Source organism: Nocardia sp. NPDC055053 (genome assembly GCF_053608285.1).
Window position 1 is genome coordinate 71,422 of the sequence record NZ_JBSGVD010000021.1, and the last position, 12,671, is coordinate 84,092.

Annotated in this window: 13 protein-coding genes; 5 read left to right on the forward strand and 8 right to left on the reverse strand. The window is 69.0% G+C overall.

Annotation, left to right across the window (positions count from 1 at the left end):
• Nucleotides 1-38 precede the first annotated feature (38 nt).
• The 3 genes from ACWF82_RS21910 to pdhA are packed head-to-tail and all read right to left on the reverse strand — an operon-like array spanning nucleotide 39 to nucleotide 3,441.
• A complete protein-coding gene (locus tag ACWF82_RS21910; RefSeq protein ID WP_452503801.1) occupies nucleotides 39-1,373 on the reverse strand; it encodes a dihydrolipoamide acetyltransferase family protein in 1,335 nt (444 codons plus the stop codon).
• A 14-nt stretch (nucleotides 1,374-1,387) separates the two neighbouring features.
• A complete protein-coding gene (locus tag ACWF82_RS21915) occupies nucleotides 1,388-2,362 on the reverse strand; it encodes an alpha-ketoacid dehydrogenase subunit beta (RefSeq protein WP_452503803.1) in 975 nt (324 codons plus the stop codon).
• Nucleotides 2,359-3,441: a pyruvate dehydrogenase (acetyl-transferring) E1 component subunit alpha gene (gene pdhA, locus ACWF82_RS21920; protein ID WP_452503805.1), complete on the reverse strand. Its 1,083-nt coding sequence runs from the start codon at nucleotides 3,439-3,441 to the stop codon at nucleotides 2,359-2,361. Before pdhA ends, ACWF82_RS21915 begins: the two co-directional genes overlap by 4 nt.
• Nucleotides 3,442-3,612: 171 nt before the next feature.
• On the opposite strand from pdhA, the gene ACWF82_RS21925 reads away from it, so the two are divergent.
• Both ACWF82_RS21925 and ACWF82_RS21930 read left to right on the forward strand, forming a co-directional pair.
• Nucleotides 3,613-4,107, forward strand: coding sequence for an Lrp/AsnC family transcriptional regulator (locus ACWF82_RS21925; RefSeq protein ID WP_379308905.1), 495 nt, complete (start codon nucleotides 3,613-3,615; stop codon nucleotides 4,105-4,107).
• Nucleotides 4,108-4,234: 127 nt separating this feature from the next.
• Entirely contained in the window at nucleotides 4,235-4,756 is a 522-nt protein-coding gene (locus ACWF82_RS21930) for a hypothetical protein (RefSeq protein WP_452503807.1), read from the forward strand.
• Nucleotides 4,757-4,787: 31 nt separating this feature from the next.
• Here ACWF82_RS21930 and ACWF82_RS21935 read toward each other — a convergent pair whose 3' ends face one another.
• From ACWF82_RS21935 to ACWF82_RS21945, 3 genes are all read right to left on the reverse strand, one after another.
• Complete coding sequence (locus ACWF82_RS21935) at nucleotides 4,788-5,099, reverse strand: helix-turn-helix domain-containing protein (protein ID WP_452503809.1); 312 nt, start codon at nucleotides 5,097-5,099, stop codon at nucleotides 4,788-4,790.
• Entirely contained in the window at nucleotides 5,099-5,440 is a 342-nt protein-coding gene (locus tag ACWF82_RS21940) for a type II toxin-antitoxin system RelE/ParE family toxin (RefSeq protein WP_452503811.1), read from the reverse strand. Before ACWF82_RS21940 ends, ACWF82_RS21935 begins: the two co-directional genes overlap by 1 nt.
• Before the next feature lie 70 nt (nucleotides 5,441-5,510).
• On the reverse strand, nucleotides 5,511-6,716 hold the full coding sequence (locus tag ACWF82_RS21945) for a benzoate/H(+) symporter BenE family transporter (protein ID WP_452503813.1): 1,206 nt from the start codon (nucleotides 6,714-6,716) through the stop codon (nucleotides 5,511-5,513).
• A gap of 248 nt (nucleotides 6,717-6,964) precedes the next feature.
• Between ACWF82_RS21945 and ACWF82_RS21950 the strand changes: the two genes are divergently transcribed.
• The gene (locus ACWF82_RS21950) at nucleotides 6,965-7,783 is read left to right on the forward strand and encodes a sulfurtransferase (RefSeq protein WP_452503815.1); all 819 of its coding nucleotides are present in this window, start codon (nucleotides 6,965-6,967) and stop codon (nucleotides 7,781-7,783) included.
• A 49-nt stretch (nucleotides 7,784-7,832) separates the two neighbouring features.
• Here ACWF82_RS21950 and ACWF82_RS21955 read toward each other — a convergent pair whose 3' ends face one another.
• Both ACWF82_RS21955 and ACWF82_RS21960 read right to left on the reverse strand, forming a co-directional pair.
• On the reverse strand, nucleotides 7,833-8,519 hold the full coding sequence (locus tag ACWF82_RS21955; protein WP_452503817.1) for an HNH endonuclease family protein: 687 nt from the start codon (nucleotides 8,517-8,519) through the stop codon (nucleotides 7,833-7,835).
• Between the two features lie 45 nt (nucleotides 8,520-8,564).
• Complete coding sequence (locus ACWF82_RS21960; RefSeq protein ID WP_189031061.1) at nucleotides 8,565-8,927, reverse strand: hypothetical protein; 363 nt, start codon at nucleotides 8,925-8,927, stop codon at nucleotides 8,565-8,567.
• Nucleotides 8,928-9,125: 198 nt separating this feature from the next.
• Here ACWF82_RS21960 and ACWF82_RS21965 point away from each other — a divergent pair, with 198 nt between their 5' ends.
• Both ACWF82_RS21965 and ACWF82_RS21970 read left to right on the forward strand, forming a co-directional pair.
• Nucleotides 9,126-11,921 (forward strand): DEAD/DEAH box helicase, encoded by a 2,796-nt coding sequence (locus tag ACWF82_RS21965; protein ID WP_452503820.1) that lies wholly within the window; start codon nucleotides 9,126-9,128, stop codon nucleotides 11,919-11,921.
• Complete coding sequence (locus tag ACWF82_RS21970) at nucleotides 11,921-12,670, forward strand: SWIM zinc finger family protein (protein ID WP_452503822.1); 750 nt, start codon at nucleotides 11,921-11,923, stop codon at nucleotides 12,668-12,670. Before ACWF82_RS21965 ends, ACWF82_RS21970 begins: the two co-directional genes overlap by 1 nt.
• The last annotated feature ends 1 nt before the right edge of the window (nucleotide 12,671 follow it).

The window sequence follows — 12,671 nt, forward strand, 5'->3', positions numbered from 1 at the left end:
TGCCCGACATCCGTGCGGTGACGGATCGGCGATAGCGCTCAGACGCGGCTGAGCAGCGTCAACGGGTCCTCCAGGAAGCCCGCGGTGGTCGCGAGGAAGCGGGCGCCGAGCTCGCCGTCGATCATCCGATGATCGAAGCTGAGCCCGAGCGTGGTCACCCAGCGCACGGCAAGCTCATCGCGAAACACCCACGGCCGCTTGCGGATCGAGCCGAGGCACAGGATCGCGGCCTCGCCCGGGTTCACCAGCGGCACCCCGGTGTCGACGCCGAACACCCCGACATTGGTGATGGTGAACGTGCCACCGCGCAGGTCGGCGGGGGTGGCATTGCCGGAGCGGGCCAACTCGGCCGCATAGGCGATCTCCCGGCACAGCTCGCGCAGGTTCAGCGACTGCGCGTCCTTGAGGTTGGGGACAAGCAGTCCGCGATCCGAGGCGACCGCGATCCCCAGGTTCACGTAGTGCCTGGTGATGATCTCCTGGTTCTGTTCGTCCCAGGCGGTATTGATCCCCGGATACTCCGCGAGTGCCGCCAGCGCGGCCTTGGCGACCAGGGCCAGCGGGGTGAGGGTGAGTCCCTCGAAGGATTTCGTCGTGCGCAGGTGGTCGAGCAGTTCCATCGAGGCCGTGCAGTCGACCGTGACGAACGCGCCGGCCTGCGGGATCGTGCGGGCGCTGGCCAGCATCGCCGCGGCGGTGCGCTTGCGGATGCCGGTGATGGGGGTGCGTTCCTCGCGGGCGGTCGGTTCGATCAGGCCGCCGTCGGCATCGCCGGCATGCCCGTTCGCCCGTGCGGGCGCCACGTCACCGAGCCGGGCCGGTGTGCGCGGCGCCGTCACCGGGACGGCCGAGCGCACGTCCTCGACGGTGACCGCGCCCTCGGGGCCCGAGCCAGCGACGAACCACAGATCGATGCCGAGTTCCTTGGCCAGCTTGCGCGCCGCCGGCGTCGCCGCCGCCCGGTGGGTGCTCGGCGTGTTGGCCGCCATCGTGGCCGCCGGGGTGGACTTACTTCTGCGCGAAGTGGATTCGGCTTCCGGGCCGTAGCCGACCAGCACGTCGTTGCGGGGGACGGACTCCGCGGTGGGCGGAGCGGTGACCTCGAGATCGTTGCGCACCCGGATCAGCGGCGCGCCGACCGGCACGGTGTCACCCGGCTGGGCCAGCAGTTCAACGACCACACCGGAGAACGGCGACGGCAGCGCGACGACCGCCTTCGCGGTCTCCACCTCGGCGATGGTCTGGTTCAGTTCCACCGTGTCGCCGACCGCGACGGCCCAGGACACCAGGTCGCCGTCGGCGAGGCCCTCGCCCAGGTCGGGGAGGCGGAATTCGAGAACATGACCGTCGTCGTCGGCGGCTTGTTCCGGCACAGTGGCACCTTTCGTCACGCGGCTAGACAGCGGTCGACCGCCGCCAGAATGCGGTCGGGGTCGGGCAGATGGTGCTTTTCGAGCTTAGCCGGGGGGTAGGGGATGTCGTAGCCACCGACGCGCAGCACCGGCGCCTCGAGGTGATAGAAGCAGCGTTCGGTGACGCGGGCCGCGATCTCGGCGCCGAGCCCGGCGAAGACCGGCGCCTCGTGCACGATGATCAGCCTGCCGGTCTTGTCGACCGATTCGGCGATCGTGTCGACATCGATCGGCGAGAGACTGCGCAGATCGATCACCTCCAGCGAATGCCCTTCCTCTGCCGCGATCTTCGCCGCCGTCAGCGCGGTGGCGACGGTGCCGCCGTAGGCGACCACGGTGGCATCGGCGCCGCGGGTGCACACCCTGGCCCGGTGCAGCGGCAGATCCGGTTCGCCTTCGAAATCTACGTCGGCTTTGTCCCAATAGCGACGTTTCGGTTCGAAGAAGATCACCGGGTCGTCGAGCGAGATCGCCTGGCGGATCATCGAATACGCGTCCGCCGGGGTGCTCGGGCAGACGACACGCAGTCCGGCGGTGTGCGCGAAGTACACCTCGGGCGATTCCGAATGGTGTTCGACCGCGCCGATGCCGCCGCCGAACGGGATGCGAATCGTCAACGGCGCCTTCACCTTGCCGCCGGTCCGGTAGTGGATCTTGGCGACCTGGGAGACGATCTGGTCGAAGGCGGGATAGACGAAGCCGTCGAACTGGATCTCCACCACCGGCCGGTAGCCGCGCAGGGCCATGCCGAAAGCCGTGCCGACGATGCCGGATTCGGCGAGCGGGGTGTCGATGACGCGGTTGTCGCCGAAGTCCTTCTGGAGTGTGTCGGTCACCCGGAACACGCCGCCGAGCCTGCCGATGTCCTCACCGAGCAGCACGACTTTGGCGTCGTCTTCCATCGCCCGGCGCAGGCCGGTGTTGAGGGCGGCGGCGAAGGTGGTGATCATGACTGCGCTCCTTCGGCGAGGTGGGCCGAGAACTGGTGCGCCTCTTCGGTGATCAGCGGGTGCTCGGTCGCGTAGACGTTGTCGAACATGCGCACCGGGTCGGGGTCGGGCATCTCCATCGTCGCGGTGCGCACGCGGCGGGCGATGTCGTCGGCGGTGTCGGCGACGCGGCGGGTGAACTCGGGGTCGAGGTGGCCTTCGCGGTCGAGCAGCAGGCGGATGCGCTCGATCGGGTCGCGGTGTTCCCAGTACTCGGTGTCGGCGGCGGTGCGGTACCTGCTCGGGTCGTCGGCGGTGGTGTGTGGGCCCATCCGGTAGGTCATCGCCTCGATGAAGGTCGGGCCGCCGCCGGTTCGGGCCCGTTCCACCGCCTGGCGGGTGACGGCCAGGACGGCGAGCACATCGTTGCCGTCGACGCGCACGCCCGGGATGCCGTAGCCGTCGGCCCTGCGCACCAGCGGTACGTGACTCTGCACCGTGACCGGTTCGCTGATCGCCCACTGGTTGTTCTGGCAGAAGAACACCACCGGCGCGGTCCACGCGGCCGCGAAACCGAGCGCCTCGGCGATGTCGCCCTCGCTGGTCGCGCCGTCGCCGAAGTAGACGATGGTGGCGATGTCGGCGCCGTCGAGGTGGGCGGCATAGGCGTAGCCGGTGGCGTGCAGGCCCTGGGAGCCGACCACGATGTTGGCGTTGGTCATGTTCACCGCCGCCGGGTCCCAGCAGTGGTGGGCGACGCCGCGCCACAGGGTGGTCAGCTGCTCGGGCGGCACGCCGCGGCAGTAGGCCACCGCGGTCTCGCGGTAGGAGCAGAAGACGTAGTCGTCGGGGTGCAGGGCATGCGCCGAGCCGACCTGGGCGGCTTCCTGGCCGAGCAGCGGCGGCCACAGGCCGAGCTGACCCTGGCGTTGCAGCGCGGTCGCCTCGACATCGATCCGGCGGGTCACGACGAGGTCCTGGTAGAGCTGCCGCAACCGTTCGGCATCAATGTCGGCCACCAGCGCGGCATGCTCGCGATCGAACACGCGCTTGCCGTCCGGCTGGACCAGCTGGACCGGATAGGTCTGTTTCTCCGACATCGAGATCGCCTCCTCGGCACCGCGCCTTGTGGGCCCGATGCAGGTACGACAATCGCTGAGTGCGATGTGTATCACTCAGCATCCACGATAACGCCAACTGCGCAAGCGATCTACACGGGAATGAGCAGAGTGCACGGTCTGGACGGTCCAAACACTGTCATACTGCGTTGTATGACAAGTCGCGAACCCGACGCCGTGACTCTGGACGCCACCGACGCGCGGCTCCTGCGCGAGTTGATCGCCAACCCGCGGGCCACCGGTGTGGAACTGGCCGCGCGGCTCGGCTTGTCACGCAACACCGTGCAGGCGCGGCTGGCCCGATGGGACAGCGGTGGAGTGCTCGGCAGCTTCGAGCGCCGGGTGGAACCGCGTGCCCTCGGCTATCCGCTGGCAGCCTTCGTCGCGGTGGTCGTTGATCAGCATCAGCTCGATGCCGTCGTCGACGAATTGGCCGGCGTTCCCGAGGTCACCGAGGTCTGCGGCATGACCGGCTCCACCGACCTGACCGTCCGCATCGTCGCCCGCGACGCCGACGACCTCTATCGCATCGCGGGCCAGATCCTCAAGATCCCCGGCGTCGAACGCACCAACATGGCTCTGGTCATGCGCGAACTCGTCGGCCCGCGCACCGGCCCGCTGCTGGACCGGCTCGCGGGCCCGAGCTGAGTCGCGACAGGGGTGTCGACCATCGAGCGGTCGTCTGAAGACCGGTTGGCGTTCTTGTCGGGGGACCGCGATACTGTTGTCCGCGAGTCGGTTCGGTAGGTCCGGGCCTGAAGATGGGGTGGGAAGTATGTCGAAGCGCAGTGTTTTCGTCGTGGCCGTGGCGGCGATGGCGGTGACGGTTTCCGGTTGCGCGAGTTCGGATCTGTCGAGCGGTTCGGCCGGCGCGTCGAAGAGTGCGGCCCTGGCCGCGCCGGTGGTGCCGTCGATGCCCGCTCTGCCGCTGCTGGATCGGCGTGCGGGCAACGGTGAGATCGTCCAGCAGGCCGGATTGAACGGCGCCGGGACCTTGAGCATCGACAACGGCAACAGCGACGACGTCGCCGTGGTGGTGGCGAACGGCAATCCCGCATCGCCACAGGCGACCATCTACGTGCGGGGTAACTCGAAGGCCACCCTCAGCGGCATCGCCGGAACCTATTACGTCTATCTGAAGACCGGTGCCGACTGGGACCAGGCCACGCTCAGCTTCACCCGCGACCGCCAGTTCCAGAAGTTCGACGACTCCTTCGACGCCGGCTCCGACTGGGAGATCACCCTGCAGCCCTCGATCGGCGGAAACGCCAGCACGAGCGACGTTCCCGCGTTCTGATCCAGAGGTCCTCGGATACGGGCGGGTGGCCTCACGCGATCGTGTACGCCTCGTCACCGAATCGTGCGACAACCTGGATCTCGCCACCGAGTGCCTCGACGTACTTGCGAATTGTTTCGATCCGCGAACGTTCGATCTCTCCGTGCTCGATCTTCGATACGGTGCGCTGCCCGATACCGATCTTGTTACCCAGTTCGGTTTGATTGAGCTGCTGTGCTTCTCGAAGTTCGGCGAGTCGGTAGGCGCGCTCGACGGAGCGCATCTTCTTCCGCGCGGCGGCGACCCGCGCCTGGTCGTATCCGCCCTGTGGATGCCGCGAGCGGCTGGTGTCGTATAGCTCCATCAGTCCAGTCTTCCTATGTGCTCGTCGAATACGCGATCGGCAATCGGGATGTTGTCCCGATACCACTGCTGCCACTGGTTCGTCTTGTCGCCGGCGATCAAGAGAATTGCCGATCGTTTCGGGTCGAACGCGAAAATGATCCTGGCGTTCGAGCCTGGGATTCGTAGCTCCTTCATATTCGAATGCCTCGATGTACGCAGGGAGTCGACCCATGGGCGACCGAGTGCAGGGCCTCTTTCCTCCAATTCCTGACGCGCTGCTTCGTAGTGGTCGAACATGACATCGTCCAAGCTGTCGACCCAGTTCAGGACCTGCTTGGTGAGGTAGATTCGCCAACCCACTAGGTCAACCATACTCCCTGCAGGGTCTAGAACCTAGGGGTGGTACAGGCTCGAATCGTTGGATGGGAAGTTAGCTGCTCCGTGGCAGGAAGCGGCGGACGATCAGGCCTGCGATCAGGGCCCAGAAGGCGCCGCCGATGCCGAACAGGGTGGTGCCGGAGGCGGCGACGAGGAAGGTGACCAGGCCTGCCGTGCGGTGGTCGGGGTCGCTGAGGGCGCCGGTGAGGGCCGCGGCGAGGGTGGCGAGGAGGGCCAGGCCCGCGACGGTTTCGAGGGTGCCCGCCGGCGCCGCGGCGATGAGGGTGACCAGGGCGGCGGAGGCGAGGCCGAGGATCAGATAGGCGGCGCCCGCGGTGGCGGCGGCGATCCAGCGGCGTTTGGGGTCGGGGCTCGCGCTGGGGGCGGCGGACAGGGCCGCGCTGATCGCGGCGAGGTTGATCGCGTGGCCGCCCGCGGTGGCGCCGGCGATGGTGCCGATTCCGGTGACGAGCATGGACGCGCGCCACGGCACCTGGAAATCGAACGAGCGCATCACCGCGACGCCGGGGATGTTCTGCGAGGCCATGGTGACGATGTAGAGCGGCACCGTGATGCCGACGATCGCCTGCCAATGCCAGTGCGGCGCAGTCCATTCCACGGTCGGGACCATGGCGGAAAGATCCAGGTGCCGGTCGCGGACCGCGATGTCGATCCCGGTGCCGATCGCCGCAGTGGCGAAGGCGACCAGTACCGCCCACTTCGGCGCGTACCGTTGCAGCACCAGCCAGACCACGATGACCGGCACCACCACGGCGGGCGAGGTGGTCAGCGCCTTGACCGGCGCCAGGCACAGCGGGACGAGCACACCGGCCAGCATGGCCTGCGCGATCGGCACCGGGATCGCGGCGACCAGCGAACCGAGCCGCTGCCACAGTCCCGTGATCACGATCAGCACGCCGGTGACCGCGAACGCCGCGACCGCGCCGGGCCAGCCACCCACGACCAGCCCGGTGCTCGCCAGCAGCGCCGCGCCCGGTGTCGACCAGGCCAGCGTGATCGGAATCCGGTACCGGAAACTGAGCAGCAGGATGCCGATGCCCTGGGTGAAACACAGGATCATCAGCCCCGATGCCGCCTGCGCTGGGCTCGCACCCACCGCCCGCAGGCCGCTCAGTACCACCGCGAACGAACTGGTGAATCCGACCAGCGCGGTGATCGCGCCAGCCCCGAGCGGCTGGGCGATGCCCGCCGGCTGCTCGGCGACATCGTCGGGCGGGGTGGTGGTGACCTGCGACATTGTGCCGATATTGCCTGCGGGCCGCGCCGGTGTCGCCTGCCAGTACCGCGAAAGTGGACTGATCGGGACCATCGCAGGGTGGAGTGAATGCTCAGCGCATGCCGCGGTCCGCCGGTGCAGGCCGATCACGAGCGCCGAGCGAGGGTACGTCGTGGTCGCGGGTTCGTTCGGTACCGGTGGGCCGGTCCTACTGCGTAGGGTGGCGGCATCGGGGGCTTCGGCAGGTGCGACGGTGGTGAGGAGCGGGCGTGAGTGCGGTATTGATCTCCCCGGAGGAACTCCGGGAAGAACTGGCGGACAAGAAGATCCATCTGCTCGACGTGCGGTGGGCGCTGGGTGATCCAGACGGCCCGCAGCACTATCTGGACGGGCACATCCCGGGCGCGGTGTTCGTCGACATGGAGACCGAACTGGCCGCGGCGCCCGCGCCAGCGCGTGGCAGGCATCCGCTGCCCGATCCCGGCACCTTCGAGAAGTGCGCGCGCAGCTGGGGCCTGGGGGCGGGCGAGCCGGTCGTCGTCTACGACGCGACCAGCGGTATGGCCGCGGCGCGGGCCTGGTGGCTGTTGCGCTGGGCTGGCGTCGACGCTGTCCGGATTCTCGACGGCGGACTGCCCGCGTGGATCGCGGCGGGTGGCGAGCTCGTCACCGGCGCCGAAGCCGACCCGGTCTCCGGCGACCTGGTGATCCGCCCCGGCTCGCTGCCGGTGATCGACGCCGACGCGGCGGCGAACTGGTCGGGCGTGCTCCTCGACGCCAGAGCGGGTGAGCGGTATCGCGGTGAGGTCGAACCGGTCGACCCCAAAGCCGGTCACATCCCCGGCGCGACCAGCGCCCCGACCACCGAGAACCTGGACGAGACCGGACACTTCCGCACCCCCGAGGAACTGCGCGCGCGGTTCGCCGAATTCGGGAACGGCCCGGTCGCGGTCTATTGCGGCTCCGGCGTGACGGCCGCCCACCAGATCGCGGCCCTCGCTCTCGCCGGGATCCCGGCCGCGCTGTACCCCGGCTCGTGGTCGCAGTGGTCGAACGATCCGAAGCGACCGGTCGCCACCGGCGCTTGACGAGTCGTCGCCTACCCGGAGCACCGAACACGTGGCCGGTGACAGTCGATCAAGGGCACCCGCGCGCGACCTGGTGGAGTGTGGCGTTGTCGGCCGCCGTGATCGGGAGGTCGTAGTCGAGGGCGACGGTGAGGTACTTGGCCGCGTAGAAGCAGTGGTTGGGGCGGGCGGGTGGTAGCCAGCCGGCGGGGGTGTCGTCGCCTTTGGACTGGTTGGTGGACGCGCCGGTGGCGAGCAGGTTCACCGACAGGTCGTTGGCGAAGCGCAGTCTGCGGTCGGGTGGCCAGTCGGCGGCGCCCATGTCCCAGGCCGCGGCGAGCGGGTAGACGTGGTCGATCTGGATGCGGCCGCCGTCGGACTTGCGGAAGGTGAGGTCGGTGCCCGTGTAGGGGTCGGTGAGCACGCCCTCGACGACCACGCACCGGCCGCGCCGCACCACCTCCCGCAGCTGGGCGGCGAGCACATTGTTGCGCGTGTCGCAGCCGTCGTGGCCGCCCGGCGCGTCGGTGTCGTCGGACCACGCGGTGCCGAACACGCACGCCTGGCCCGGCTTGCAGCCGCGTTCATAGCCGCCAGGACGTGGCCGGGCGGCGATCACCCGCACCCGGTCGAGCAGCGCGCTCACCTCGGCGCGGGTCGGACTGCCGGGCGCGGGCAGCACCGGATCGTCCGGTGTGCGCACAGCGCAACCGGCGACCACGAGCACCGTGACGAGCAGCCACGCCCATTTCCGCATACCTGCAGGTTGTAGCCGGAGGCACCGACAGATATGCCGACCTGGCTACAACCAGGCGCGGGCCAGGATGTCGTCGGCGGCCACTTCGCTGGCATGGGGTGGGAACCGCGTCGCCGCGATCGAGGAGATGTGCGTGCCGTCGTGGCCGACCAGCCACGAACCGCCACGGTCCTCGCACTCGGCGATCTTGGCGAAGACGGTGAGCAGGAAAGTGATCGAATCGCGCGGATCGACGGTGTGCGCCAGACGCTGGGATTCGCCGGGTCTGGACAGGTCGAGCCACACGCCGGACTGGCCGTCCAGGCGCATTCCGACGATCTTTCCGGTATCGATGAACGTGAATTTGCGCCGTTCCCACGGGGTTGTCGGGGTATAGCTCTGCTCGAGAACCTGGAGCAGAATCGTCATCACTGCCCTCCGCACGCATACAAGGGGTTCATCGGCCGAGCCGGAGCGAGCCCGGTTCGCCTGGGTCGGTATGTAGTTGTCGCCGGTGGGTGGTCCGGCCCGTGACCAGGGGATACCCCAGTATGTTCCGGGATCGGCGAGAAATCCAGGGGAGGCGGGCCGCGTCGGGTGTCGGTGCCGCCTGCTTGGATGGTCCCCATGCTGCACGGTCTGTGGTCCCCCGGGGCAGGCCTGCTGCTGTGGCACGACGGGGAACCGGTCGCCGTCGGTTCGGTGCTCGGCGACATCCTGGAACGGGCCAGGTTCCGGCACCGCGCCCAGGTCCTCGTCGTCGATGCCGCAGGGCACGCCGACACCGCCGAGGTACGCGCGCACGCGCTCGCGCCGCCGACGGCGGCCGTTGTGCTGCGCAGCGGACTGCCCCGCGAGAACATCTCCGGCGATCTGCGCTTCCTCGGGCACGTCGCCCGCGGCGTCGAACGGTGGGTGCGGGCGGGTCGGGTGGTGCCGCAGGTCGAGCGGGCCGACGGTCAGTGGTGGGTGCGCTGGCGGCTGGTCGGCGGTCAGCGGCAGCGGGCGTGGCTGGCAGAGCTGGCCGCCGCGATGCCCGCGGCGCTGCGGGTCGCCGGGTCACCGGCCACCGTGCTCGAAGACCTGGTCACCGAGCTCACCGACCCGATCGCCCGCGAATACCTCGCGCACCGCACGATGACGCACCCGATCCTGCTGGCCCTCGTCGGTGACACTCCGCTCGAGGCCGGCTCCTACCGGCTGGCCGAGACCCTGGAGCAGTGGCGGGCGGGCTACGCCGCCGACGAACCCGAACTCGTCCTGCGGCTGTGCGAACCCGACGGCGAATTCGGCACCACCGACGACTCGGTGGCGCTGTGGCGGCTGCAGGTCTGCCTGCGCCCGGTCGACGACGCGCCGAAACCCGTCGCGCTAGACGATGATCCGGTCCTCGTGCGGACCGCCGCCGAGAAGCTCGGCCATGCGCGCAAGGCCTATCCGCGCTTGCGTGACCTGCCCACCGACCCGCGCGGCCTCGATTTGCTGCTGCCCACCGAGGTCGTCGCCGACCTGGTCGCCCACGGTGCGCACGCGCTGCAGGAGGCGGGAATCCGGCTGCTGCTGCCGCGCGCCTGGAATATCGTCGAACCGAGCATGCGGCTGCGGGTGAGCAGCCCGGCCGCCGCCGAATCCACCGTCGGCCTGAGCGGATTGCTTTCCTACCGCTGGGAATTGGCGCTCGGTGACCTCGTGCTCACCAAGCCCGAGATGGAGCGGCTGATCCGCAGCAAGTCGGACCTGGTGCAGCTGCGCGGGGAATGGGTGCAGGCCGACCACCGGGTACTGGCCGCTGCCGCCCGCTATGTCGCGACGCACGCCGACGACACCCCGATCACCCTGGCCGACATGATCGGTGAACTCGCCGCCGAACGCGTCGACAATGTGCCGGTAACCGAGGTCACCGCCGCCGGCTGGGCTGCCGAATTGTTCGCCAGGGAAGGCGAACCCGAGCCCGTCCCGGTGCCGATCGGCCTGAAGGCTGAGCTGCGCCCCTACCAGGAGCGTGGGCTGAGCTGGCTTGCGACGATGAGCAGGCTGAACTGCGGCGCGATCCTGGCCGACGACATGGGCCTGGGTAAAACCGTGCAGGTGCTGGCGCTACTGGCGCACGAACGTGAGTCGGCGGCGCAGGTCGGGCCGACGCTGCTGGTGTGCCCGATGTCGGTGGTCGGCAATTGGCAGCGCGAAGCGCAACGGTTCACTCCAGATCTGCGAGTGCTGGTCCACCACGGGCCAGGACGGCTGACCGGTGCGGAATTCGCTGCGGCGGTGGCGGATTCGGATCTTATCGTGACGACGTACACCCTGCTGGCCCGCGACGCGACCCTGCTCAGTGAACAGCAATGGGAGCGCATCGTGCTCGACGAGGCCCAGCACATCAAGAACGCCGCCACCAGGCAGTCGCGGGCCGCCCGCGCGCTGCACGCACGACATCGGCTGGCGCTCACCGGAACTCCGGTGGAGAACCGCCTGGAGGAACTGCGGGCCCTGTTCGACTTCGCCATGCCCAAACTGCTGGGCAGCCCGCAATCCTTCCGGGCGAAGTTCGCGGTGCCGATCGAACGCGAACGGGACCAGCAGGCCGTCGACCGGCTGCGGTTGATCACCGATCCGTTCGTGCTGCGCAGGCTCAAGACCGATCCGGCGGTCATCAGCGACCTGCCGGAGAAGCTGGAGATGACGGTGCGGGCCAACCTCACCGTCGAACAAGCCGCCCTCTATCAAGCCGTGGTCGACGACATGCTCGCGAAACTGAAGGACGCGAAAGGCATGGCACGCAAGGGCGCCGTGCTCGGCGCGCTGACCCGGCTCAAGCAGGTCTGCAACCATCCCGCGCACTTCCTCGGCGACGGTTCGCCGATCCTGCGGCGCGGCAGTCACCGCTCCGGCAAGCTGGCCCTGGTCGAGGACGTGCTCGACGCGGTCGTCGCCGACGGCGAGAAAGCCCTGCTGTTCACCCAGTTCCGCGAATTCGGCGACCTGGTGCTGCCGTATCTCACCGAGCGCTTCGGCACGCCGATTCCGTTCCTGCACGGCGGGGTCACCAAGCAGCGCCGCGACGACATGGTGACCGGTTTCCAGGGCGAGAACGGCCCGCCGCTGATGCTGCTCTCGCTCAAGGCGGGCGGTACCGGCCTCAACCTGACCGCCGCCAATCACGTGATCCACCTGGACCGCTGGTGGAATCCGGCGGTGGAGAACCAGGCCACCGACCGCGCCTTCCGGATCGGCCAGCAGCGCGCGGTGCAGGTCCGCAAGCTGGTCTGCGTCGACACGATCGAGGAGCGGATCGACGAGATGATCAGCGGCAAGAAGCAATTGGCCGAGCTGGCGGTCGGCGCGGGGGAGAACTGGATCACCGAACTGAGCACCGACGAACTGCGCGAACTGTTCACCCTTGGTGCCGAGGCGGTGGGTGACTGATGGCCGATTTCAGTCAGTTCGGTCCGCGCAGGCCGGTCACCGGTGGTGCCAAGGCCCGCGGCGGCTTCGGCCGGACCTGGTGGGGCAGGTCGCTGCTGGAGGCGGTGGAGAAGGTCGCCGACGCGGGCAGGCTCTCGCGCGGGCGCACCTACGCCAGGGTCGGCCAGGTGGTGAACTACCGGATCGAACGCGGCGCCGTCACCGCCGAGGTGCAGGGTAGCCAGCCGAGCCCGTTCACCTCGGTGCTGGCGATGCGCCCGCTGCGCGACGAAGAGGTCGAGCTGCTGCTCGCCGAGATCAGGGAGGCGCCGGGCATGCTGGCCGAGATCGCCTCCGGCGCACTGCCGCCCGCCCTCGGCCCGCACCTGCTGCCGACCACCGCCGCCGAACTCGACTTCTCGTGCAGCTGCCCGGACATGGGCTGGCCGTGCAAGCACGTCGCCGCGGTCTGCTACCTGCTCGCCGAACGACTCGACGAGCGACCGAGCGAGATCCTCACCCTGCGCGGCCTCGACCTGGACACCCTCATCGGCGGCGTCGAGAAGTCCACCCGCAACACCGAAGCCGGTGATCCCTACGGCGACGACCTCACGCTCCCGGAGCTGCCCCGCGTCGAATTCCACGCCGTCATCGAGGACCTCGACCCGATCCCGCTGCGCCGCGCCCTGCGGATGTCGGCCGAGGACGAGCAGATCGCCGCCACCGGCCTGCGCGAATTACGTTCGCTCTACCCCGAATTCGACAGCTGAG